The 22,440-nt window shown below is 67.2% G+C and carries 20 protein-coding genes; 13 read left to right on the forward strand and 7 right to left on the reverse strand.

Features of this window, described 5'->3' with window-relative positions; genetic code table 11:
* The first annotated feature begins 82 nt into the window (after positions 1 to 82).
* Complete coding sequence (locus G9Q37_RS20615; protein WP_166230317.1) at positions 83 to 532, forward strand: OsmC family protein; 450 nt, start codon at positions 83 to 85, stop codon at positions 530 to 532.
* Positions 533 to 561: 29 nt separating this feature from the next.
* On the opposite strand, the gene coq7 is transcribed toward G9Q37_RS20615, so the two are convergent.
* Positions 562 to 1,221, reverse strand: a complete 660-nt coding sequence (coq7, locus tag G9Q37_RS20620) for a 2-polyprenyl-3-methyl-6-methoxy-1,4-benzoquinone monooxygenase (RefSeq protein ID WP_166230319.1) — start codon at positions 1,219 to 1,221, stop codon at positions 562 to 564.
* A 297-nt stretch (positions 1,222 to 1,518) separates the two neighbouring features.
* Between coq7 and G9Q37_RS20625 the strand changes: the two genes are divergently transcribed.
* Positions 1,519 to 2,550: a porin gene (locus tag G9Q37_RS20625; protein WP_166230321.1), complete on the forward strand. Its 1,032-nt coding sequence runs from the start codon at positions 1,519 to 1,521 to the stop codon at positions 2,548 to 2,550.
* A 271-nt stretch (positions 2,551 to 2,821) separates the two neighbouring features.
* Positions 2,822 to 3,883: a porin gene (locus G9Q37_RS20630; protein WP_166230323.1), complete on the forward strand. Its 1,062-nt coding sequence runs from the start codon at positions 2,822 to 2,824 to the stop codon at positions 3,881 to 3,883.
* A 64-nt stretch (positions 3,884 to 3,947) separates the two neighbouring features.
* Here the strand turns inward: G9Q37_RS20630 and G9Q37_RS20635 are convergent, their stop codons facing one another.
* A complete protein-coding gene (locus tag G9Q37_RS20635) occupies positions 3,948 to 4,250 on the reverse strand; it encodes a ComEA family DNA-binding protein (RefSeq protein ID WP_166230325.1) in 303 nt (100 codons plus the stop codon).
* 269 nt (positions 4,251 to 4,519) lie between these two features.
* On the opposite strand from G9Q37_RS20635, the gene G9Q37_RS20640 reads away from it, so the two are divergent.
* The 7 genes from G9Q37_RS20640 (at position 4,520) to G9Q37_RS20670 (ending at position 12,996) form a co-directional block, all read left to right on the forward strand.
* Positions 4,520 to 6,115, forward strand: coding sequence for an ABC transporter substrate-binding protein (locus G9Q37_RS20640; protein ID WP_166230327.1), 1,596 nt, complete (start codon positions 4,520 to 4,522; stop codon positions 6,113 to 6,115).
* A gap of 64 nt (positions 6,116 to 6,179) precedes the next feature.
* Entirely contained in the window at positions 6,180 to 7,160 is a 981-nt protein-coding gene (locus G9Q37_RS20645) for an ABC transporter permease (protein ID WP_166230329.1), read from the forward strand.
* A gap of 2 nt (positions 7,161 to 7,162) precedes the next feature.
* Positions 7,163 to 8,449 (forward strand): M20 aminoacylase family protein, encoded by a 1,287-nt coding sequence (locus G9Q37_RS20650; RefSeq protein ID WP_166230331.1) that lies wholly within the window; start codon positions 7,163 to 7,165, stop codon positions 8,447 to 8,449.
* Positions 8,446 to 10,014 carry an ABC transporter substrate-binding protein gene (locus G9Q37_RS20655; RefSeq protein WP_166230333.1) on the forward strand — a complete coding sequence of 523 codons (1,569 nt, stop codon included), beginning with the start codon at positions 8,446 to 8,448 and terminating at the stop codon, positions 10,012 to 10,014. Before G9Q37_RS20650 ends, G9Q37_RS20655 begins: the two co-directional genes overlap by 4 nt.
* Before the next feature lie 53 nt (positions 10,015 to 10,067).
* Positions 10,068 to 11,003, forward strand: coding sequence for an ABC transporter permease (locus G9Q37_RS20660; protein ID WP_166230334.1), 936 nt, complete (start codon positions 10,068 to 10,070; stop codon positions 11,001 to 11,003).
* Positions 11,004 to 11,005: 2 nt separating this feature from the next.
* A complete protein-coding gene (locus G9Q37_RS20665; RefSeq protein ID WP_166223077.1) occupies positions 11,006 to 11,974 on the forward strand; it encodes an ABC transporter ATP-binding protein in 969 nt (322 codons plus the stop codon).
* On the forward strand, positions 11,971 to 12,996 hold the full coding sequence (locus tag G9Q37_RS20670; RefSeq protein ID WP_166230336.1) for an ABC transporter ATP-binding protein: 1,026 nt from the start codon (positions 11,971 to 11,973) through the stop codon (positions 12,994 to 12,996). The genes G9Q37_RS20665 and G9Q37_RS20670 overlap by 4 nt, the downstream gene beginning before the upstream one ends.
* Positions 12,997 to 13,000: 4 nt before the next feature.
* Here G9Q37_RS20670 and G9Q37_RS20675 read toward each other — a convergent pair whose 3' ends face one another.
* Positions 13,001 to 13,849: a MurR/RpiR family transcriptional regulator gene (locus G9Q37_RS20675; protein WP_166230338.1), complete on the reverse strand. Its 849-nt coding sequence runs from the start codon at positions 13,847 to 13,849 to the stop codon at positions 13,001 to 13,003.
* Positions 13,850 to 13,913: 64 nt separating this feature from the next.
* Here G9Q37_RS20675 and tal point away from each other — a divergent pair, with 64 nt between their 5' ends.
* Positions 13,914 to 14,855: a transaldolase gene (gene tal / locus G9Q37_RS20680; RefSeq protein WP_166230340.1), complete on the forward strand. Its 942-nt coding sequence runs from the start codon at positions 13,914 to 13,916 to the stop codon at positions 14,853 to 14,855.
* An 86-nt stretch (positions 14,856 to 14,941) separates the two neighbouring features.
* On the opposite strand, the gene groL is transcribed toward tal, so the two are convergent.
* From groL to metK, 4 genes are all read right to left on the reverse strand, one after another.
* The gene (gene groL, locus G9Q37_RS20685) at positions 14,942 to 16,588 is read right to left on the reverse strand and encodes a chaperonin GroEL (RefSeq protein ID WP_166230342.1); all 1,647 of its coding nucleotides are present in this window, start codon (positions 16,586 to 16,588) and stop codon (positions 14,942 to 14,944) included.
* A 36-nt stretch (positions 16,589 to 16,624) separates the two neighbouring features.
* Positions 16,625 to 16,915 (reverse strand): co-chaperone GroES, encoded by a 291-nt coding sequence (groES, locus tag G9Q37_RS20690; RefSeq protein WP_166230344.1) that lies wholly within the window; start codon positions 16,913 to 16,915, stop codon positions 16,625 to 16,627.
* Between the two features lie 217 nt (positions 16,916 to 17,132).
* Positions 17,133 to 19,157 carry a PAS domain-containing sensor histidine kinase gene (locus tag G9Q37_RS20695; protein WP_166230346.1) on the reverse strand — a complete coding sequence of 675 codons (2,025 nt, stop codon included), beginning with the start codon at positions 19,155 to 19,157 and terminating at the stop codon, positions 17,133 to 17,135.
* A gap of 167 nt (positions 19,158 to 19,324) precedes the next feature.
* Positions 19,325 to 20,509: a methionine adenosyltransferase gene (gene metK / locus G9Q37_RS20700; protein ID WP_166230348.1), complete on the reverse strand. Its 1,185-nt coding sequence runs from the start codon at positions 20,507 to 20,509 to the stop codon at positions 19,325 to 19,327.
* A 161-nt stretch (positions 20,510 to 20,670) separates the two neighbouring features.
* Here metK and G9Q37_RS20705 point away from each other — a divergent pair, with 161 nt between their 5' ends.
* Positions 20,671 to 21,504 carry a lysophospholipid acyltransferase family protein gene (locus G9Q37_RS20705; RefSeq protein WP_166230350.1) on the forward strand — a complete coding sequence of 278 codons (834 nt, stop codon included), beginning with the start codon at positions 20,671 to 20,673 and terminating at the stop codon, positions 21,502 to 21,504.
* Positions 21,501 to 22,427 (forward strand): LpxL/LpxP family acyltransferase, encoded by a 927-nt coding sequence (locus tag G9Q37_RS20710; RefSeq protein WP_166230352.1) that lies wholly within the window; start codon positions 21,501 to 21,503, stop codon positions 22,425 to 22,427. Before G9Q37_RS20705 ends, G9Q37_RS20710 begins: the two co-directional genes overlap by 4 nt.
* Positions 22,428 to 22,440: the final 13 nt, after the last annotated feature.

Consider the following 22,440-nt stretch of genomic DNA (forward strand, 5'->3'; position numbering starts at 1 on the left):
TGCATTGCAACAACCTTTGCCGCATTGCCCCTGTTTTCAGAGCGCTACCTCTAATTGGTGTGCGCGATCACACGGAGTTTTCATGGAATGCACCGTCACCTGGACCGGCGCCAGCGGCACCCGATCGGCCATGGGCTTCGTGGCCGAGACCGGCAGCGGCCACGTGCTGACCATGGACGGCGCGCCCGATGCCGCCAAGCCTGAGAACGGCGGCGCCAATCTGGCCCCCCGGCCCATGGAAACCGTGCTGGCCGGCACGGGCGGGTGCACCGCCTATGACGTGGTGCTGATCCTCAAGCGGGGCCGCCACGACGTGCGCGGCTGTTCGGTGAAACTGACCAGCGAGCGAGCGGCTACCGATCCCAAGGTGTTTACCAAGATCCACATGCAGTTCACGGTGACCGGCAAGGGCATCCCGGCCGCGGCGGTCGAGCGCGCGATCGCCATGAGCCACGAGAAGTACTGCTCGGCCAGCATCATGCTGGGCAAGACCGCCGAGATCACCACCGGCTTCGACCTGATCGAAGCCTGAGCGCCCGCCGCGCCGCAGCGCGGCGCGGCTCAGATGCGGTGCGCCACGGTGGTCATCACCTTGGCCATGGCGCGCATGGCGCCTCTCACCGGCAGCGGCAGTTCGGTGGCGCCAGCCTGCTGGGCATCACGCGCATGGCGGGCTTCGTCTTCTTTCATCTGGGCCACGATGGCGCGTGAGGCATGGTCCTGGGCGGGCAGCCGGTCCATGTGCGAGGCCAGATGGGCCTCGACCTGGCGCTCGGTTTCCACCACGAAACCCAGGCTGGCGCCCCGCCCCAGGGCGCCGGCCACCAGCCCGAGGCCGAAGGCGCCCGCGTACCACAACGGATTGAGCAGTGAAGGCCCGGCGCCGAGCTCCTCGAGCCGGGCCTGGGTCCAGGCCAGGTGATCGGTTTCTTCGCGGCCCGCCGCTTCCAGTCTCGCAGCGAGTGCTTCGCTGGCGCCGCGTTTCGGGCCGACGGGCCAGCGCGCGGCCAGGGCCTGTGCCGTGTACAGCGCCTGGGCACAGACTTCGCCCACGTGGTTCACGCGCATCAGCGCACCGGAAAGGTGCCGCTCCTCGGGCGTCAACGCCGCATCGTCGTGGTGCTCGGGCACGGTGGGGCAGGGCTGGCTCGCATGGGGTTTGACGAACAGGGTGCGCAGCGCCGAGTCGGCGGCGTGGATCAGGGCGTCGGAGGCGGACATGGTGGAAGTTCCGTCGGTTGCGTCATGGCATGTTGCCACGGCGCGAGCGCGACTTGAACGGTTTCCCGGCGCGCCGAGCGGTTTCGCGGGCGGCGCATCTGAGTGCTTTGGTGCTAAGGGATAGCCCGAAATTCGTGGTGACCGAACAACATTCGGGGCATGCCGGCGGCATCGGCGCCCCGTAAACGTGGAATGTGCTGTGGCTTTCTGTTGCAATGCCCGCAGCTTCCCGCAACGGAGGTGGGCTCAAGGGCCATAGACCCTTGGCCAGTCAACTCAACCTTGGAGAACTCCTCAATGAAAAAGACCCTGATCGCTCTGGCTGCCGTCGCAGCTTCCAGCGCTGCACTGGCCCAGTCGTCGGTGACCCTGTTCGGTATCGTGGACGTGGCCGTGCGCAACGTGAAGCAAGGCGGCGTGAGCCAGTCCTCCCTGAGCCAGGACGGCACGGCTTCGAGCCGCATCGGTTTCCGTGGCGTGGAAGACCTGGGTGGCGGCATGAGCGCCAGCTTCTGGCTCGAGGGTGCCCTTGATCCCGACACCGGCAACGCCGCTGGCCTGACCTTCCAGCGCCGCAGCACCGTGAGCCTGTCGGGTGGTTTCGGTGAAGTCCGCCTGGGCCGTGACTACACCCCGACCTTCTGGAACCACACCGTGTACGACCCGTTCGGCACGAACGGCGTGGGTTCGTCCACCAACACCTTCGGTGCCCTGGGCAGCGGCGCGACCACCGTCGTGCGTGCGAACAACACCATCGCTTACTTCACGCCGAACATCTCTGGCTTCCAGGGCCAGTTCCAGTACGCGTTCAAGGAAACCCAGACCGACAACGATCCCAACAAGTATGCCGGCCTGCGCCTGACGTACAACGCGGGTCCCCTGAGCGTGGCCCTGGCCACCGCCGCCGAAGGCAGCGCCGCCGCCAACGTGAACAAGTTCAAGCGCACCAACGTGGGCGCTTCGTACGACTTCGGCTTCATCAAGCCGATGGCTCAGTACACGATCGGCAAGTTCGAGACCAACGCCGGTGTGGACCAGGAAGTCAAGCACCTGATGGTCGGCCTGACCGCCCCCGTGGGTCCTGGCCTGATCAAGGCTTCGTACACCCGTTCGAGCTATGACAACTTCGCTGGCGATGCCAACCAGGTTGCCATCGGCTACGAGTACGGCCTGAGCAAGCGCACCGCTCTGTACACGAACTACTCGCGCATCTCCAACAAGGTCGGTGCCGCCTTCAGCGTGAGCGCCGAAGCCGGTGCCACCGGCGCCGCCGTGACCCCGGGCCAGAGCTCGCGTGGCTTCGAAGTCGGCGTTCGCCACTCCTTCTGATCCCTGGCGGGCTTGACCCGCTTGGTATTCGAAGCTTGAAAAGCCACCGCGAAAGCGGTGGCTTTTTTCATGGGCGTGTCCGGGCCAACTTGCCCGACAGGGGCAATCGCAGCCCGCAGCAATGATGCGTTGCACCATGGCAACAATCGGGCATGCGTTGGGGAAAAATCTAGGGGCTAACCCTGTACCTGTGGCGCGGGTGGCCTACCATCCGATCAGTTTCAGTCGTGTGAAACGTTTCCCCAACCGTTCCAAAGGAAAAGGAATCCCCATGAAGAAAAGTCTGATCGCTCTGGCCGTTCTGGCCGCCAGCGGCGCCGCCATGGCCCAGTCCAGCGTGACCCTGTACGGCATGGCCGACGTGTGGGTTGGCCGCACCAAGACCGACGTGACCGGCGCTCCCTCCGTGAGCACCTCGCGCCTGGACAGCGGCGGTTTCAACACCAGCCGCCTGGGCTTCAAAGGCAGCGAAGACCTCGGCGGTGGCCTGAAGGCCAACTTCCAACTGGAAGGTGCCCTGGGCATGGACAACGGCACCGCCGGTGGCTTCCGCTTCGACCGCCAGTCGTGGGTCGGCCTGTCGGGTGGCTTCGGTGAAGTCCAGCTGGGCAAGCCCTGGACCCCGTACGACGACACCCGCTCGATGGCCAACGACACGTTCAACGCGAACTTCTCGTCGTCCTTCTCGACCTGGCTGCCGTACGAAGACAATCCCAACAACACCATCCGCTACAACTCGCCGAACTTCGGTGGTTTCTCGGGTGCCATCGCCTACTCGCTGGGTGAAGACAAGGCCGCTTCGCTGACCGGCGGTACCAGCAGCCTGGTGTCCCTGAGCCTGAACTACGCCAACGGCCCGATCGTGGCTGGTTTCGCTCACCAGTCCGAGAAGAACGCCAGCCTGGTTCCTGGCTACCTGGCCCCGGGCAGCACCAACCTGCTGACGGGCGCTGGCGCCACCGGCAAGACCACCTACAACCTGCTGAACGGCTCGTACGACTTCGGCGTGGCCAAGCTGATCGGTGGCATCAACCAGGTCAAGGTGAAGGCCGACGGCGCTGCTGCCGACGTCAAGGCCAACGAGTACAACATCGGTGTGGACGTGCCCCTGGGTGGCGCGCTCGAAGCCGGTTTCGGCCTGGCCCGTTCGAAGACCGAGTCGGCTGGTGTTGACCTCACCAAGACCACCGGTTTCAGCGCTGGTCTGAAGTACGCGCTCTCCAAGCGCACCTTCACGTACCTGGCCTTCAACCGCACCAAAGCCGAAGCCATCGGCACCGGTCTGGAAGCCAAGAACACCCTGTACGCCGTGGGCGTTCAGCACAACTTCTGATCGCTTCCCCAAGCGTTCGAAGCATGAAAAACCGCCCGGCTTGCCGGGCGGTTTTTTTATGGCTTCAAGACTTCGGCTTCGCCGGTGCCGGTGCACCGGCTGGCTTGTAGGCCTCGCCGTTGACCGTGAGCCCTTGGTGCGACAGCTTGGCCGCGCGCTTTTCGCCGATGCCGGACACGCGCCCGATCAGGTCGTTCCAGTTCTTGAATGGTGCGCTTTTGCGCTGTTCGATGATCTTGGCGCTCGTGCCCGGACCAATGCCTTTGATGCTGTCGAGGTCGGTGGCGCTGGCCTTGTTCACGTCGACCGCGGCGAAGGCAAAGCCGGCGCACAGCGACAGCAGCACGGCCATCAATTGGCGTTTCATGGATCACTCCCTGTGGGTTGGGTTGAAGACAGAAGAACCCGATCCGTACGATCGGGCGTTGGAAATATAGGCTTTAAGCATTCGTATTTCATCACGGAGAAAGCAAGCTTGTTTGAGATGCCGGTCGGTGCGCGGAAACACCCGCACCCCAAAACCGCCGCGCCAAAGAGGCCATTTCCCCGGCGCGAGCCCTACGGGTAATTCCCCTCGCTGGTGCAGGAACGCTTGTTGCATAGTCCCGGCACCCACACTTATTTCAGGTGTCAACGATGAAACCCATCTCCACGCCGCTGCGCGCGGTCATCCTGGCCGCCACGCTGGCCATCACGACCGGCGCCGTGCAGGCCCAGGGCAAGACCTTCAAATGGACCAGCGCCAGCGACATCCCCACCTGGGACATCCACTCGCAGAACAACGCGCTGGCCAACGGCATCCATGCCTCGGTCTATGAATCGCTCGTGTACTACAACAGCCGCACCTTCAAGCCCGAGCCGATGCTGGCCACGGGCTGGACCGAGGTGTCGCCGACCCAGCTGCGCATCACGCTGCGCACGGGTGTGAAGTTCCACGACGGCTCGGCCTTCACGGCCGACGACGCGGTGTTCTCGCTGCAGCGCGCCATGGCGCCCACCTCGAACTTCACGCCCTACGTGCAAGGCATCGACCGCATCGTCAAGGTCAACAACAACACGATCGACATCTTCACCAAGGGCCCCAACCCGGTGCTGGTGAACCAGCTCACCGAGCTGCGCATGATGAGCAAGGCCTGGGCCGAAAAGAACAACTCGGTGGCGCCCAAGGACATCAAGACGCAGGACGAGAACTTCGCGCACCGCAACGCCATGGGCACCGGTCCCTTCATGCTCAAGGAATGGGCGCCGGATCAGAAGATGGTGCTCACGCGCAACCCGAACTGGTGGGGCCGCAGCGGCGACAGCAACGTGAACGAGGTCGTGTACACGCCCGTGAAGGCCACCGCCACGCGCATGGCGGCGCTGCTCTCGGGGGAAGTCGATTTCGTGCTCGACCCGAGCCCGCAAGACCTGCCGCGCCTGCGCCAGGACGGCAACCTCAAGGTGATCGACGGGGTGGAAAACCGCACCATCTTCTTCGGCATGGACCAGCACCGCGACGAACTCGTGGGCAGCAACATCAAGGGCAAGAACCCGCTCAAGGATGTGCGCGTGCGCAAGGCGCTGTACCAGGCGATCGACATGAACGCCATCGCCCGCGTCACGCTGCGCGGCCTGGGCCAGCCCACCGGCGCGCTGGTGGCGCCACAGGTGGCGGGCTGGAGCGAGTCGGTGCACCAGCGCTACCCGTTCGACGTGGCCGCCGCGCAGAAGCTGCTCGCCGACGCCGGCTACAAGGACGGCTTCGAGGTGGACTTCGCCTGCCCGAACAACCGCTACATCAACGACGAGGCGATCTGCCAGGCTGTGACCGCGATGTGGGCGCGCGTGGGCGTGAAGGCCAAGCTGCGCACGCTGCCGCTGTCCACGTATTTCCCCATGATCCAGCGCTACGAGGCCAGCATCTACATGCTGGGCTGGGGCGTGCCCACCTTCGACGCGCTCTACAGCCTGCAGTCGCTGGTGCGCAGCGTGGGCCAGGGCGGTGACGGCAACTACAACGTGGGCCGCTACAGCAACCCCAAGATGGACCAGATCATCGATCGCGCCAAGACCGAGACCGATCCGCTGATCCGCAACCGCCTGCTCAACGAGGCGCTGGCGCTGTCGAACACCGACGTGTCGCACCTGCCCCTGCACAACCAGATCATTCCCTGGGCCATGAAGAAGAACATCGACGTGGTGCACCGCGCGGACAACCGCCTGGATTGGCGTCTCATCAAGGTAAACTGACCGCGTTTCCGACCGCAAAGGGTCGCCCCAGGTATGGCGCGACCCTTTCTTGTTTTTTCATCCGATGTTCGCTTTCATACTTCGGCGGCTGGTGCAGGCTCTGATCGTGATGGTCAGCGTGGCCCTGATCGCCTTCATGCTGTTCCAGTACGTCGGTGATCCGGTGGTGTTCCTGCTCGGCCAGGACGCCACGCCCGAGCAGGTGCGCGCGCTGCGCGCCGACCTCGGCCTGGACAAGCCCTTCATCATCCAGTTCTGGCACTTCCTCATGAACGCGGCGCAGGGCGAGTTCGGCCTGAGCCTGCGCCAGGGTGCCAAGGTTTCGCGCCTGATTGCCGAGCGTTTCCCGGCCACGCTGGAGCTGGCCCTGGTGGCCGCCGTGCTCGCGCTGGTGGTGGGCATCCCCATGGGCGTGTACGCGGCGCTCAAGCGCGGCACCTTCATGAGCCAGGTGTTCATGACGATCTCGCTGCTCGGCGTGTCGCTGCCCACCTTCCTGATCGGCATCCTGCTGATCCTGGTGTTCGCGGTCCACCTGGGCTGGTTCCCGAGCTTCGGCCGCGGCGACGTGGTGCAGATGGGCTGGTGGAGCACCGGGCTGCTCACGCCCAAGGGCTGGCTGCACATCACCCTGCCCGCGATCACGCTGGCGATCTTCCAGCTCACGCTGATCATGCGGCTGGTGCGCGCCGAGATGCTCGAGGTGCTGCGCACCGACTACATCAAGTTCGCGCGGGCACGCGGCCTCACCAACCGCGCGGTGCATTTCGGCCATGCGCTCAAGAACACGCTGGTGCCGGTGATGACCATCACCGGCCTGCAGCTTGGCGGCCTGATCGCCTTCGCGATCATCACCGAGACCGTGTTCCAGTGGCCGGGCATGGGCCTGCTGTTCATCCAGGCCGTGACCTTCGCCGACATACCGGTGATGGCCGCCTACCTGTGCCTGATCGCGCTGATCTTCGTGGTGATCAACCTGATCGTCGACCTGCTTTATTTCGCGGTCGACCCGCGGCTGCGCGTCGAAAAGGCCGGAGGCCACTGAACATGGCCGTCACCTCGCGCATCCGGGCCCATGGCCGCGCCTTCGCGCACATCGCGGCCTACCACCCTGAGCTCACCGCGCTGCGCCGCGACCTGCATGCGCATCCCGAACTGGGCTTCGAGGAGCGCTACACCAGCCAGCGCGTGGTCGAGTCGCTCAAGGTCTGCGGCGTGGACGAGATCCACACCGGCATCGGCAAGACCGGCGTGGTCGCGGTGGTGCGCGGCCGCAGCACGGCCAGCGGCCGCATGATCGGCCTGCGCGCCGACATGGACGCCTTGCCCATGACCGAGCACAACGACTTCGCCTGGAAGTCGAGCAAGCCCGGCATGATGCACGGCTGCGGCCACGACGGGCACACGGCCATGCTGGTGGGCGCCGCGCGCTACCTCGCCGAGACGCGCCACTTCGACGGCACCGCGGTGCTGATCTTCCAGCCCGGCGAGGAGGGCTTCGCGGGCGCCAAGGCCATGATCGAAGACGGCCTGTTCGAGCGCTTTCCGGTGCAATCCGTGTTTGCCATGCACAACTGGCCGCAGATGCGCCCAGGCACCGTGGGCATCAACCCCGGCCCCATGATGGCCGCGGCCGACCGCATCACCATCGAGATCACGGGCAAGGGTGGCCATGGCGCGCATCCCTATGCCACGGTCGACCCGGTGGTGGTCGCGGCCCACATCATCACGGCGGTGCAGACCATCGTGTCGCGCAACGTGCGCGCGATCGACAGCGCGGTGATCAGCCTGTGCGCCATGCAGGCCGGCGATCCCGGCGCGTTCAGCGTGATCCCGGGCACCGCGCGGCTCGTGGGCACGGTGCGCACCTTCAACCCCGAGGTGCAGGCCATGGTCGAGAAGCGCCTGCACGAGGTGTGCTCGGGCGTGGCCCTGGGCCTGGGCGCGTCGGCGCACCTGCACTACGAACGCATCTACCCGGCCACCATCAACACGCGCGACGAAGCCCGCTTCGCGATGGAGGTGGCACAAAAGCTCGTGGGCCACGAGCACGTGGACCGCAACATGGACCCGAGCATGGGCGCCGAAGACTTTTCCTTCATGCTGCAGGTCAAGCCCGGCGCCTACCTGCGCCTGGGCCAGGGCGCCGAGAACGGCGTGGGCGCCTGCTTCCTGCACAACAGCCGCTACGACTTCAACGACGACGTGCTGCCGCTGGGTGCGGCGCTGCACGCCGGCCTTGTCGAACAGGGCATGCCGCTCGCCGAAGAAGCGGCGCAGCCCACCCTCCGTCACACACCCGTTTCACCCAACCCTGTCAGGAGCGACGCATGACCTTCACCCAAACCGCCGCCGCCTTGCTGGCCATGACCGCTGTCGGCATGGCATCGGCACAGACCGTGCGCATCGGCAACCAGGGCGATGCCCTGTCGATGGACCCGCATTCGCTCAACGAATCGCTGCAGCTGAGCGTCACGGGCAACGTCTACGAGCCGCTGGTGGCGCGCGACCGCAACCTCAAGGTGATCCCCGGGCTGGCCACGAGCTGGCGCCAGACCTCGCCCACGGTGTGGCGCTTCGAACTGCGCAAGGGTGTGCAGTTCCACGACGGCACGCCGTTCACCGCCGACGACGTGCTGTTCACCTTCGCGCGTGCCGCGGGCGAGGGCTCGGACATGAAGAGCTACGTCAACGACGTGAAAGAAGTGCGCAAGGTCAACGACCACGTGGTCGACATCGAGACCAAGACGCCGTTCCCCATCCTGCCCGACGTGCTCTCGCTGCTCTACATCATGAGCAAGAAGTGGAGCGAGGAGAACCAGGCCACGCGTCCCGTGGACCGCCGCAAGGGCATCGAGAACGCGGCCTCGTTCCGCGCCAACGGCACCGGTCCGTTCCGCCTGCGCGAGCGCCAGCCCAACGTGAAGACCACGTTCCAGCGCAACGGCAGCTACTGGGGCAAGATCGAAGGCAACGTGGTGAACGTGGAGTACACGCCGATCGGCAACGACGCCACGCGCGTGGCCGCGCTGCTCTCGGGCCAGGTCGACGTGATCGAGCCGGTGCCGCTGCAGGACGTGCAGCGCATCAATGGCAGCGGCAAGTCCAAGGTGCTGCAAGGCCCCGAGCTGCGCACCATCTTCCTGGGCATGGACCAGAAGCGCGACGAGCTGCTGTACTCGAACGTGAAGGGCAAGAACCCCTTCAAGGACAAGCGCGTGCGCCAGGCCTTCTACCAGGCCATCGACATCCAGGGCATCCAGCGCACCGTGATGCGAGGCGCCTCGTCGCCCACCGCGCTGATGGTGGGCCCGGGCATCACCGGCTTCGATCCCGCGCTGAACACGCGCCTGCCCTACGACCCCGAAGCCGCGAAGAAGCTGCTCGCGGAAGCCGGCTACCCCAACGGCTTCGAAGTGGCCATGAACTGCCCGAACGACCGTTACGTCAACGACGGCAACGTGTGCCAGGCCGTTGCGGCCAACCTCGCGCGCGTCGGCGTGAAGATCAACTTGCAGGCCGAAACCAAGGGCACCTATTTCCCCAAGATCCTGCGCCGCGACACCAGCTTCTACATGCTGGGCTGGACGCCGGGCACCTACGACGCGCACAACGCGCTCAACGCCCTGATGCGCTGCGTGGACGATTCGGGTGCGGGCCAGTTCAACCTTGGTTCGTACTGCAACCCCAAGCTCGACGAGCTGACCAACAAGATCCAGGCCGAGACCGACAAGACCAAGCGTGACGCCATGATCCGCGAGGCCTTCAAGATCCACTCGGACGACGTCGGCCACCTGCCGCTGCACCAGCAGGCCCTGGCATGGGGCGTGGCCAACAACGTGAGCCTCGTGCAGATGGCCGACAACTTCATGCCCTTCCGCTACTTCTCGGTGAAGTAAACCCCGCGCCCCATCGGGCGGATGCCGGCCGGCGCGGCCGCATCCGCCCGCGCATGCCCTGTCCCACGGACCACAACGTGATCGCCTTCCTGCACAAGGTATTCGACAGCGATGTCGGCTACAGCTTCCGCACCTCGCCGACGGCCATCGTGGCCGCGGTGATCGCGGCCATCTGCATCTTCTGCGCGGTGTTTGCCCATTGGGTGGCGCCGCACAACCCCTTCGACCTTGCCACGCTCGACCTGATGAACGCGCGCCTGCCCCCCATGTGGCAGGAGGGCGGCAACCCGCAGTTCGCGCTCGGCACCGACGACCAGGGCCGCGACATCCTGTCCGCGCTCATGTACGGCGCGCGCATCTCGCTGGCCGTGGGCCTGGCCTCGGTGGTGCTGTCGGTGCTCATCGGCGTCACGCTGGGCCTGCTCGCGGGTTTCCTGGGCGGCTGGATCGACGCCTTCCTCATGCGCCTGTGTGACGTGATGCTGTCGTTCCCGCCCATCCTGATCGCGCTGCTGATCGCCGGTGTGGGGCGTGCGCTGTTTCCCAACGCGCACGAGACGCTCGCCTTCGGCGTGCTCATCATCTCCATCACGCTCACCGGCTGGGTGCAATACGCGCGCACGGTGCGCGGCTCCACGCTGGTCGAGCGCAACAAGGAATACGTGCAGGCCGCGCGCGTGACCGGCGTGGCGCCGCTGCGCATCATGGGCCGCCACGTGCTGCCCAACGTGCTCGGCCCGGTGCTGGTGCTGGCCACCATCCAGGTCGCCACGGCCATCATCACCGAGGCCACGCTGTCCTTCCTGGGCGTGGGCGCGCCGCCCACCTCGCCCTCGCTGGGCACGCTCATCCGCGTGGGCAACGACTACCTGTTCTCGGGCGAGTGGTGGATCACCATCTTCCCGGGCCTGATGCTCATCCTCATCGCCCTGAGCGTGAACCTGCTGGGCGACTGGCTGCGCGACGCCCTGAACCCCCGGCTCCGTTGAACATGAGTCTTCTGCAAGTCAAGAACCTCGTCGTCGAGTTCCCCACGCGCCGCGGCACGCTGCGCGCGCTCGACGACATCTCCTTCGACATCGCGCCCGGCGAGATCCTGGGCGTGGTCGGCGAATCGGGCGCTGGCAAGTCGCTCACGGGCGCCTCCATCATCGGCCTGCTCGAGCCGCCGGGGCGCATCGCCTCGGGCCAGGTGCTGCTCGAAGGCCAGCGCATCGACCACCTGCCGCACGAGCAGATGCGCCGCATCCGCGGGCGCAAGATCGGCGCCATCTTCCAGGACCCGCTGACCTCGCTGAACCCGCTGTACTCGGTGGGCCGCCAGCTCATCGAGACCATCACCACGCACCTGCCGGTGAGCCAGGCCGAGGCGCGCGAGCGCGCCATCCAGCTGCTCAAGGACACCGGCATCCCCGCGGCCGAGCAGCGCATCGACCACTTCCCGCACCAGTTCTCCGGCGGCATGCGCCAGCGCGTGGTGATCGCGCTGGCGCTCGCGGCCGAGCCGCAGTTGATCGTGGCCGACGAGCCCACCACCGCGCTCGACGTGTCCATCCAGGCGCAGATCATCACGCTGCTCAAGACCATCTGCAAACAGCGCGGCGCGGCCGTCATGCTGATCACGCACGACATGGGCGTGATCGCCGAGACCTGTGACCGCGTGGCCGTGATGTACGCGGGCCGCATCGCCGAGATCGGCCCGGTGCACGAGGTGATCAACCACCCGGCCCACCCCTACACCCGCGGCCTGATGGCCTGCATCCCCGACATGACCGAAGACCGCGAGCGGCTGCACCAGATCGACGGCGCCATGCCGCGCCTGAACGCCATCCCCAAGGGCTGCGCCTACAACCCGCGCTGCGAGCGCGTGTTCGATCGCTGCCACGCCGAGCGGCCCGAGCTCATGGACGCGGGCGCCACGCGCGCCGCCTGCTGGCTCTCGAGCGGAGCCGCTGCATGAACGCCACCGTGAACGCCACCGTGAACGACGACACCCCGCTGGTGCGCGCCACCGACCTGGCCAAGACCTTCGACGTCTCGCCGCCCTGGCTCAACCGCGTGATCGAGCGCAAGCCGCGCCAGCTGCTGCGCGCCGTCGACGGCGTGAGCTTCGACATCCCGCGCGGCCAGACGCTGGCGCTGGTGGGCGAGTCGGGCTGCGGCAAGAGCACCGTGGCGCGGCTGCTCGTGGGCCTGTACGAGCCCACGCGCGGCGGCTTCGAGTTCGACCGCCAGGACGCGCACGCCGCGTTCAAGACGCCCGAAGGCCGCGTGCTGCGCCGGCGCATCCAGATGATCTTCCAGGACCCGTACGCGAGCCTGAACCCGCGCTGGCGGGTCGAAGACATCATTGCCGAGCCGCTGCGCGAGCACCAGATCGAGTCCGACCCGGTGAAGCTGCGCGAGCGCGTGGACGGCCTGCTGCAGTCGGTGGGCCTGAGCCCGCTCGACCGCGTGAAGTACCCGCACCAGTTCAGCGGCGGCCAGCGCCAGCGCATCTCGATCGCGCGCGCCCTGGCCACGCAGCCCGACTTCCTGGTCTGCGACGAGCCCACCAGCGCACTCGACGTGTCGGTGCAGGCGCAGGTGCTCAACATCATGAAGGACCTGCAGCGCGAGCGCGGCCTGACCTACCTGTTCATCAGCCACAACCTGGCCGTGGTGCGCCACGTGAGCGACCAGGTGGGCGTGATGTACCTGGGCCGCCTGGTGGAACTCGCCCCCAAGCACACGCTGTTCGAGCAGCCGCGCCACCCCTACACGCGCATGCTGCTCGACGCGATCCCCAAGATGCACGACACGGGCCGCGCGCGCACACCGGTGCAGGGCGAGGTGCCCAACCCGCTGAACCCGCCCAGTGGCTGTGCGTTCAACCCGCGCTGCCCGCACGCCAACGAGCGCTGCCGCAACGAGCGCCCCGCGCTGCAGACCCTGGGCGGCATCCGCATCGCGTGCCACGCCGTCGAAGAAGGCCGGATCTGAGTCGCTAGGCGTAGCGTTTGCTGCGCAGGTTGTTCTTCATCTCGCGCAGCAGCGGCTGCAGCCGCGTGCTGCCGATGCGCAGCGCCAGGCAGGTGGCGAGGATGTCGATCACCATCAGGTGCAGCAGCCGCGAGGTCATGGGGCTGTAGCGGTCGTAGCCCTCGGGGTGGTCGGCCGCGAGGTGGATGTGGCCCACCTGCGCCATCGGCGAGCCGCTGGTGGTGATGGTGATCACCGTGGCGCCGTGCTTGCGCGCGATGTCGGCCGCGTCCATCAGGTCGCGCGTGCGGCCCGAGTTCGACACGATCACCAGGCAGTCGCCCGCGCTCAGCAGCGACGCGCCCATCACCTGCATGTGGCCGTCGCTGTAGGCCACGGCGTTGATGCCCAGCCGGAAGAACTTGTGCTGGGCGTCGTGCGCCACGATGCCCGAGTTGCCCGCGCCGTAGAACTCGATGCGGCCGCGCGCCTTCCACGAGGCCATGAGCGCGTCCACCGCGCGCTCGATCGCGTGGCTCGACGCGTCGTTGCGGTACTTGAGGAAGGCCGCCACCGTGTTGTCGACCACCTTCACCAGCACGTCGCCGGTCTTGTCGTCGGCGTCCACGCTGCGGTGAATGAAGGGCACGCCCTCGCTCACCGTGCCCGCGAGCTTGAGCTTGAAATCCGACAACCCGTCGTAGCCCATGCTGCGGCAGAAGCGCACCACCGTGGGCTTGCTCACGTGCGCACGCTCGGCCAGCTCGCTCACGGGCAGGCTTGCGAAGCTGCGCGGGTCTTGCAGCACCAGCCGGCCCACGCGCTGTTCGGCCGGGGCGAGCGAGGGCAGGGAGGCCTTGATGCGGTCGAGCATGGCGTGGAACCCGGTGGACGAATGGTCTGAAATTTTATTACCGGCGGGTCGCGATAATGCGCTCATGAACCAGCTCGACGCGCTCAAACAGTTCACCACCGTGGTCGCCGACACCGGCGACTTCAAGCAACTGGCGGCCTATGCCCCGCAGGACGCCACCACCAACCCCTCGCTGATCCTCAAGGCGGTGCAGAAGCCCGAATACGCGCCGCTGCTGGCCCAGGCCATTGCGCGCCACGGCAGCGCCGACAAGGTGGCGCTGATGAACCGCCTGCTGGTGCGCTTCGGCTGCGAGATCCTGAGCCTGATCCCGGGCCGGGTGTCGACCGAGGTCGATGCCCGCCTGAGCTTCGACACCGCGGCCACGCTGGCACGCGCGCGCGAACTCATCGCGCTCTACCGCGCCGAGGGCGTGGACAGCGGCCGTGTGCTGATCAAGGTCGCGGCCACCTGGGAAGGCATCCGCGCGGCCGAGCAGCTCGAGCGCGAAGGCATCCACACCAACCTCACGCTGCTGTTCTCCTTCGCGCAGGCGGTGGCCTGCGGCCAGGCGGGCGTGCAGCTCATCTCGCCCTTCGTGGGCCGCATCTACGACTGGTACAAGAAGCAGGCCGGCGCCCAGTGGGACGAAGCCGCCAACGCGGGCGCGAACGACCCCGGCGTGCGCTCGGTGCGCCGCATCTTCGAGCACTACAAGCGCCACGGCATCCGCACCGAGGTGATGGGCGCGAGCTTTCGCAACGTGGGCCAGATCGTTGCGCTCGCGGGTTGCGACCTGCTCACCATCAGCCCCGAGCTGCTCGCGCAACTGGCCGCAAGCGAGGCGCCGCTCACGCGCGCGCTCGACGCCGACGCGGCCCGCGCGCTCGACCTGCCCGCGGTGGCCTACGACGAGGCGGGCTTTCGCTTCGCGCTCAACGAAGACGCCATGGCCACCGAAAAGCTCGCCGAGGGCATCCGCGCCTTCGTGGCCGACGCGATCAAGCTCGAAGCGCTGATGGTCTGAGCCCGCCGCCCCCGAGCGGGAGGGCCCATAAAAAAACCCCGCGATCGCTCGCGGGGTTTTTTGTTGGCCGGGAAGCCGGGCGGGGCTTACATGCCCATGCCGCCCATGCCACCCATGTCGCCCATGCCGCCGGCGGGGGCGGGAGCGTCGTCCTTCGGCGCTTCGGCGACCATGGCTTCGGTCGTCAGCAGCAGCGAAGACACCGAGGCGGCGTTCTGCAGCGCGGTGCGGGTCACCTTGGTCGGGTCCAGGATGCCCATCTCGATCATGTCGCCGTAGGTGTCGTTGGCGGCGTTGAAGCCGTAGTTGCCCTTGCCGTTCAGCACGGCGTTGACCACCACGGACGGCTCGCCACCGGCGTTGGCCACGATCTCGCGCAGCGGCGCTTCGATGGCCTTGAGCACCAGCTTGATGCCGGCGTCCTGGTCGGGGTTGTCGCCCTTGAGCTTGTCGCCCACGGCCTGCTTGGCGCGCAGCAGGGCCACGCCACCACCGGCCACCACGCCTTCTTCAACGGCGGCACGCGTGGCGTGCAGCGCGTCTTCCACGCGGGCCTTCTTCTCTTTCATCTCGACTTCGGTGGCCGCACCGACCTTGATCACGGCCACACCGCCGGCCAGCTTGGCCACGCGCTCTTGCAGCTTCTCGCGGTCGTAGTCGCTGGTGGCTTCTTCGATCTGGATGCGGATCTGCTTGACGCGGGCCTCGATGTCGGCCGCGGCGCCGGCGCCGTCGATGATGGTGGTGTTTTCCTTGCCCACTTCCACGCGCTTGGCCTGGCCCAGGTCGGCCAGCGTCACCTTCTCGAGCGTCAGGCCCACTTCTTCAGCGATGACCTTGCCGCCGGTGAGGATGGCGATGTCTTCGAGCATGGCCTTGCGGCGGTCGCCGAAGCCAGGCGCCTTGACGGCCACGACCTTCAGGATGCCGCGGATGGTGTTGACCACCAGGGTCGCGAGGGCTTCGCCTTCGACTTCCTCGGCGATGATCAGCAGCGGACGGCCGGCCTTGGCGACTTGCTCCAGCGTGGGCAGCAGGTCACGGATGTTGCTGATCTTCTTGTCGAACAGCAGCACGAAGGGGTTGTCCAGCAGGGCGGCCTGCTTTTCGGGGTTGTTGATGAAGTAGGGCGACAGGTAGCCGCGGTCGAACTGCATGCCTTCCACGACATCGAGTTCGTTGTCGAGCGACTTGCCGTCTTCCACGGTGATCACGCCTTCCTTGCCGACCTTGTCCATCGCGTCGGCGATGATCTTGCCGATCGACTCGTCGGAGTTGGCGGAGATCGAACCCACCTGGGCGATTTCCTTGCTGGTGGTGGTCGCCTTGGACGACTTCTTCAGCTCTTCCACCAGGGCGGCGACGGCCTTGTCGATGCCGCGCTTGAGGTCCATGGGGTTCAGGCCGGCGGCCACGTACTTGCTGCCTTCGCGCACGATGGCCTGGGCCAGCACGGTGGCGGTGGTGGTGCCGTCACCGGCGTTGTCGGAGGTCTTGGAGGCCACTTCCTTCACGAGCTGGGCGCCCATGTTCTGCAGCTTGTCCTTGAGCTCGATTTCCTTGGCCACGGACACACCGTCCTTGGTCACGGTGGGGGCGCCGAAGGAGCGCTCGAGCACCACGTTGCGGCCCTTGGGGCCCAGGGTGACTTTCACGGCGTTGGCCAGGATGTTCACACCCTCGACCATGCGGGCGCGGGCTTCGCCGCCGAAAACTACGTCTTTAGCTGCCATTTTTCAGACTCCTGAATAGCGATAAAGGGGGAGGGCTTACTTCTCGACGACCGCGAACAGGTCGTCTTCCTTCATGACGAGCAGCTCGTCGCCGTCGACCTTGACGGTCTGGCCGCTGTACTTGCCGAACAGGACACGGTCACCGACCTTCACGGTCAGCGCCTTGGTTTCGCCCTTGTCGTTGGTCCGGCCCGGACCCACGGCCACGACCTCGCCCTGGTCGGGCTTCTCGGCGGCGGCGTCGGGAATGACGATGCCGGAGGCGGTCTTGGTTTCGCTGTCGACGCGCTTGACGATCACGCGATCGGCGAGGGGACGAAGTTTCATTGCATCTCCTGAATGGGAAGAATGTTGGTGGAGGGAAAAAGGGGGTTCCGACCCGGGGGCCGGGACACGGGCGCGAATGTTAGCACTCGGCGCCGGCGAGTGCTAATCATGGGGCCGACGTGTGTCGATTTCAAGAGCGCGGCAACGGCGATCGGCTGGCACGCCCAAAAAAAGAGCCCGGGAGGTCCCGGGCCCTGTCTGGGGTCGTCGGCGGTTCTCAGGCGCTCAGGGCGGCCAGGGCCGAGGGCGTGAACTCGGTGGCCGGGCCCGTGCCTTCGAAGGGCAGCGTGAAGTAGAAGGTGCAGCCGCGGCCGGGGGCGGTTTCGCACCAGATGCGGCCACCGTGGCGTTCGATGATGCGCTGCGTCTGCGCGAGACCGGTGCCGTTGCCCTCGAAGTCCATCGAGTGGTGCTGGCGCTGGAACATCACGAACAGGTTGTGCGCCTTCTCCAGGTCGAAGCCGACGCCGTTGTCGCTGATGTAGAACATGTGGCCGCCGACGGGGTTGACCTTGCAGCCGACCTCGATGCGCGCGTTCGGGTGCTTGCGCGTGTATTTCACGGCGTTGTCGAGCAGGTTGCCCCAGGCCTGGGCCAGCAGCATCGCGTCGCCGCGCACCATGGGCAGGTCGGTGTCGATCACCCAGTCGATCTGGCGCTGTGTGTTCTCCTGCCGCAGGTGGGCGATCACGCCGTGCAGCAGCGGGCTCAGCGGCACCGGCTGCGACTCGATCGCCACGCGACCCAGGCGCGCGTATTCGAGCAGGCCTTCGATCATCACGCCCATGCGTTTGCTCGACTTGCCGATCGATTGCAGGCACTGCTGCACCATCGGGTCGTCGGACTCGCCGATCTGCTCCTGCAGCAGCGAGGTGAAGCTGGCGATGTGGCGCAGCGGCGCGCGCAGGTCGTGCGAGACCATGTGCGAGAAGACGTCGAGGTCCTTGTTGGCGGCCACGAGCTGGCGCGTGCGGTCGGCCACGCGTTTCTCGAGCTCGCGGTTGAGGTCGTTCATCACGTCCTCGAGGTTCTTGGCGGCGGTCATGTCGCGCGTGATGCACGACAGGCCGCGCAGTTCGCCCTGCTGGTTGCGCAGCGCGGTCACCACGCTGTGCGCCCAGAAGCGCGTGCCGTCCTCGCGCAGGCGCCAGCCGCGGGTTTCCCACTGGCCGTGCGACTTCGCCAGGCGCAGCACCTGCTGGGTGTCGATCTCGTCCTCGCCCGCGTTGTCGGCGCTCATGAGCGAACCGAAGGGCTTGCCTGTGACCTGGGCCTTGCTGTGGCCGTGCAGGCGCTGGGCGCTCTCGGTCCACTCGGTGATGCGGCCTTGCTCGTCGATGAAGTAGACGCAGTAGTCCTGCAGCGCGTCCACCATCAGGCGGTAGCGCTGCTCGCTCTCGAACAGCTCGGTGGTGCGCTCGCGCACGCGCTCTTCGAGGTCGCGGTTGGCGTTGAGCACCAGTTCTTCGGTGCGGCGGCGCTCGCTGATGTCGTGCAGCTCGATGAAGATGCCCTTGATCTCGTGGCCCTGCTGGTCGGGCAGGTAGTGGATCTCGTAGTAGTGCCGCTGGCCGGAAGCGTCCTGGCGTTCGGCCTCGAAGCTCTGAGGCTGGCCGCTGAGTGCCGCGGCCACGCGCGGCAGGATCTCGTGCAGCACCTCGGGGCGCACCACGTAGCTCAGGTGCGAGCCCACCATTTCTTCGGGCGTCTTGCCGTAGCGGCCGGCGTGCGCCGCGTTCGCGAAGCGGCAGACCAGGTCCTTGTCGTAGTAGGCCAGGCGCGCGGGAATGCGGTCGGTGATGCTGCGCAGCAGGGCCTCGGTGGGCGTGGGTGCGCCGGCCGTGGTCGCCACGGGGGCGGGCGCGGGCTGCACCAGGGTGCTGGTGTGCAGGAAGTGGCCCTGGGCGTCGAACACCGCGGCCGAATGCAGCCGGGCCGGCCACACGCCGCCGTCGGCCTTGCGCAGGGCCAGGTCCAGCGGCGGGGCCTCGCCGCGCTGGCGCAGCGCGTCCACGTGGGCGCGCAGCTGCTCGAGGCTTTGTGCGTCGGCCGGTTCGATCACATGGGCCAGCGCATCAGCGCCCGCGCCGCTGTGGCCGAGCCAGTTCAGCAGCGTGCGATTGGCCCGCACGCAATGCAGATGCGCGTCCAGCGCGAGCAGGCCGCCCGGGACCTGGTCGAAGGGGTCCTGGCCGGGGGTTGATTCGCAGCCGATGTCGGTGAAGGACAGGTCGAGTTCCATGAAAGCTCCGGCGGGTTCTGCGCAGGCGAAGAAGGACTTGTGCGTTCATATCGGCGCACGCCCGGAAAAATTCAGCGCTCGCTGGCGTTCATGGACGAAGGGATGAAAAACACGAAAAAAGGCCCCGCGGGCTCGCGCCGGCGGGGCCTTGCAGGCAGTGATTCGACTTACTTCAGGCCGGCGGCAGCGCGCAGGGCAGCGGCCTTGTCGGTCTTTTCCCAGGTGAATTCCGGCTCCTCGCGGCCGAAGTGGCCGTAGGCGGCGGTCTTGGAGTAGATCGGGCGCAGCAGGTCGAGCATCTGGATGATGCCCTTCGGGCGCAGGTCGAAGTGTTCCTGCACGAGCTGGGCGATCTGCTCGTCGGGGATCACGCCGGTGCCTTCGGTGTAGACCGTGACGTTCATGGGGCGCGCCACGCCGATGGCGTACGCCACCTGGATCTGGCACTGCTTGGCCAGGCCGGCGGCCACGATGTTCTTGGCCACGTAGCGCGCCGCGTAGGCGGCCGAGCGGTCGACCTTGGACGGGTCCTTGCCCGAGAACGCGCCACCGCCGTGCGGGCAGGCACCACCGTAGGTGTCGACGATGATCTTGCGGCCGGTCAGGCCGCAGTCGCCCTGCGGACCGCCAATGACGAAACGGCCGGTGGGGTTGATCAGGTACTTGGTGTTCTGCAGCCACTCCTTGGGCAGCACGGGCTTGATGATCTCCTCGATGATGGCTTCGTTGAAGCTGGCCTTCATCTTGGTGGGCGTCTCGCTCTGGTCGGGCGAGTGCTGGGTGGAGAGCACCACGGTGTCGATGCTGTGCGGCTTGCCGTCGACGTAGCGCATGGTCACCTGGCTCTTGGCGTCGGGCCGCAGGAAGGGCAGGCGGCCGTCCTTGCGCAGTTGGGCCTGACGCTCCACGAGGCGGTGCGCGTAGTAGATGGGCGCGGGCATCAGCTCGGGCGTTTCGTCGCAGGCATAGCCGAACATCAGGCCCTGGTCGCCGGCGCCGGTGTTCAGGTGGTCGTCGCTCGCGTGGTCCACGCCCTGGGCGATGTCGTTGGACTGCTTGTCGTAGCAGACCATCACGGCGCAACCCTTGTAGTCGATGCCGTATTCGGTGTTGTCGTAGCCGATGCGCTTGATGGTGTCGCGCGCGACCTGGATGTAGTCGACGTGGGCGTTGGTGGTGATCTCGCCGGCCAGCACCACCAGACCCGTGTTGGTCAGCGTTTCGGCGGCCACGCGGCTGCGCGGGTCCTGCTGGAAGATCGCGTCGAGGATGGCGTCGGAGATCTGGTCGGCCACCTTGTCGGGGTGGCCTTCGGACACGGATTCGGACGTGAAGAGGAAATCGCTCGCCATTTAAACTCCTGAAGGTTGTCGTGATCGGCGTTGCCGGTCTGTCAGAAGTCGGCGAACGCTTTAGCGGCATTTGTGAATCGCCCCGCAATCAGTTCATCAACTCGGCGATGGCGCGATTCTAGTGCAGCGCCCGTCTGGCCTCACAGGGCCCCTTTGTTCTCTTGGCCACACTGATCCGTCTCTTGTTCTCCGCGGGCGCGCGCCTGCCGCTGGCCGTGCTGCACGCGGTGGGCCTGCTGCTGGGCTGGCTCAGCTTCGCGCTGTCGCCCACCTACCGCCGTCGCCTGCTGGCCAATGCGCGGCAGGCCGGTCAGCCGCTGGCCGTGGCCCTGCGCTCGGTCGGTCACGCGGGCCGGCTGGTGACCGAGTTGCCGCGCCTGTGGCTGGGCGCACCCGTGCCCTGGCGCTGGAGCGGGGTCGAGCACATCGAGGCCGCGCAGGCGGCGGGCCGCGGCCTGCTGTTCCTCACCCCGCACCTGGGCTGCTTCGAGGTCACGGCCCAGGCCTATGCCGCGCGCTTTGGCGCCCGGCGGCCCATGACCGTGCTCTACCGGCCCTCGCGCCAGCCCTGGCTGCGCGAGCTGGTGGACCGGGCGCGCGAGCGCCCCGGCCTGCAGACGGCTCCCACCACCTTGTCCGGGGTGCGCCAGCTCATCGGCGCCCTGCGCGCGGGCGAGGCCGTGGGCCTGTTGCCCGACCAGGTGCCGCCCCAGGGGCTCGGCGTCTGGGCGCCGTTCTTCGGCCGCGACGCCTACACCATGACCCTGTCGGCCCGCCTCGCGCGCTCGGCCGACGCGGTGGTGCTGCTGAGCTGGGGCGAGCGCCTGTCCTGGGGTCGCGGCTACGTGATCCACGTGCGTCCGCTCGACCAGCCCCTGCCCGCCGAGCCCGAAGCGGCGGCGCGGGTGGTCAATGCCGCCATGGAAACGCTGGTGCGAGAATCGCCCGCCCAGTACCTCTGGTCGTACGACCGCTACAAGGCGCCTCGCCGATGACCGAACCCGCGAAAGACGCCCCGTCCCTCGACGATCCCCCCGCCAGCCTGGGCGCGCGCCTGGGCATCGGCTTCATGCGCGTGCTCGCGCGCCTGCCCCTGTCGTGGGTGCGGGCGCTGGGCTGGGTGCTGGGCCAGGTGCTGCACACCGTCGCGGGGCGGCGCCGGCGCATCGCGCGCACCAACTGGGCGGCCTGCTTTCCCGAACAGTCCGAGGCCGAGCGCGATGCCGCGGTGCGCCGCCATTTCGTGTATTTCGCCCAGGCCTGGCTCGACCGCAGCTGGCTCTGGGAAGCGCCCGACGAGGTGGTGAAGCGCCGTCTGGTGCTCAAGGGCGATCTGGCCGTGTTCGACGGCAACACGCCCACGGTGATCTTCGCGCCGCATTTCGTGGGGCTCGATGCGGGCGGCCTCGCGCTCACCGCCAAGCTGCCGCGGCGCTTCTGCACGGTGTATGCCGAGCAGCTCAACGCCGACATCGACCGCTGGATGGCCGCCGGCCGCCAGCGCTTCGGCCAGCCGCACGTGGTGAACAAGCGCCAGGGCCTGCGGCCCATCGTGGCCGCGGTGCGCGACGGTTTTCCGCTCTACCTGCTGCCCGACATGGACCACGGCGAGCGTGACGCCGTGTTCGTGCCCTTCTTCGGCGTGCTCGCGGCCACCGTCACCTCGCTGCCTCGCCTGGCGCGGTTGGGCAAGGCGCAGGTGGTGCCGGTGCTCACCCGCCTGGTGCCCGAGGGCTACGAGGTCACGGTGCTGCCGCCCTGGCAGGGCTACCCGGGTGGCACGGTGGAAGAGGACACCGCCGAGATGAACCGCCAGCTCGAAGGCTTCATCCGCACCATGCCCGAGCAGTACTACTGGGTGCACAAGCGCTTCAAGACGCGGCCGCCGGGCGAGCCGCCGTTCTACACCGGCGTCTGACACGCGCCGCGCG

This window comes from Hydrogenophaga crocea, assembly GCF_011388215.1.
GTDB lineage: Bacteria > Pseudomonadota > Gammaproteobacteria > Burkholderiales > Burkholderiaceae_C > Hydrogenophaga > Hydrogenophaga crocea.

Bases quoted from the DNA above. Each gene is read 5' to 3' on its own strand.
- G9Q37_RS20615 (WP_166230317.1), top strand. From the start codon at position 83: ATGGAATGCACCGTCACCTGGACCGGCGCCAGCGGCACCCGATCGGCC.
- coq7 (WP_166230319.1), bottom strand. From the start codon at position 1,221: ATGTCCGCCTCCGACGCCCTGATCCACGCCGCCGACTCGGCGCTGCGC.
- G9Q37_RS20625 (WP_166230321.1), top strand. From the start codon at position 1,519: ATGAAAAAGACCCTGATCGCTCTGGCTGCCGTCGCAGCTTCCAGCGCT.
- G9Q37_RS20630 (WP_166230323.1), top strand. From the start codon at position 2,822: ATGAAGAAAAGTCTGATCGCTCTGGCCGTTCTGGCCGCCAGCGGCGCC.
- G9Q37_RS20635 (WP_166230325.1), bottom strand. From the start codon at position 4,250: ATGAAACGCCAATTGATGGCCGTGCTGCTGTCGCTGTGCGCCGGCTTT.
- G9Q37_RS20640 (WP_166230327.1), top strand. From the start codon at position 4,520: ATGAAACCCATCTCCACGCCGCTGCGCGCGGTCATCCTGGCCGCCACG.
- G9Q37_RS20645 (WP_166230329.1), top strand. From the start codon at position 6,180: ATGTTCGCTTTCATACTTCGGCGGCTGGTGCAGGCTCTGATCGTGATG.
- G9Q37_RS20650 (WP_166230331.1), top strand. From the start codon at position 7,163: ATGGCCGTCACCTCGCGCATCCGGGCCCATGGCCGCGCCTTCGCGCAC.
- G9Q37_RS20655 (WP_166230333.1), top strand. From the start codon at position 8,446: ATGACCTTCACCCAAACCGCCGCCGCCTTGCTGGCCATGACCGCTGTC.
- G9Q37_RS20660 (WP_166230334.1), top strand. From the start codon at position 10,068: ATGCCCTGTCCCACGGACCACAACGTGATCGCCTTCCTGCACAAGGTA.
- G9Q37_RS20665 (WP_166223077.1), top strand. From the start codon at position 11,006: ATGAGTCTTCTGCAAGTCAAGAACCTCGTCGTCGAGTTCCCCACGCGC.
- G9Q37_RS20670 (WP_166230336.1), top strand. From the start codon at position 11,971: ATGAACGCCACCGTGAACGCCACCGTGAACGACGACACCCCGCTGGTG.
- G9Q37_RS20675 (WP_166230338.1), bottom strand. From the start codon at position 13,849: ATGCTCGACCGCATCAAGGCCTCCCTGCCCTCGCTCGCCCCGGCCGAA.
- tal (WP_166230340.1), top strand. From the start codon at position 13,914: ATGAACCAGCTCGACGCGCTCAAACAGTTCACCACCGTGGTCGCCGAC.
- groL (WP_166230342.1), bottom strand. From the start codon at position 16,588: ATGGCAGCTAAAGACGTAGTTTTCGGCGGCGAAGCCCGCGCCCGCATG.
- groES (WP_166230344.1), bottom strand. From the start codon at position 16,915: ATGAAACTTCGTCCCCTCGCCGATCGCGTGATCGTCAAGCGCGTCGAC.
- G9Q37_RS20695 (WP_166230346.1), bottom strand. From the start codon at position 19,157: ATGGAACTCGACCTGTCCTTCACCGACATCGGCTGCGAATCAACCCCC.
- metK (WP_166230348.1), bottom strand. From the start codon at position 20,509: ATGGCGAGCGATTTCCTCTTCACGTCCGAATCCGTGTCCGAAGGCCAC.
- G9Q37_RS20710 (WP_166230352.1), top strand. From the start codon at position 21,501: ATGACCGAACCCGCGAAAGACGCCCCGTCCCTCGACGATCCCCCCGCC.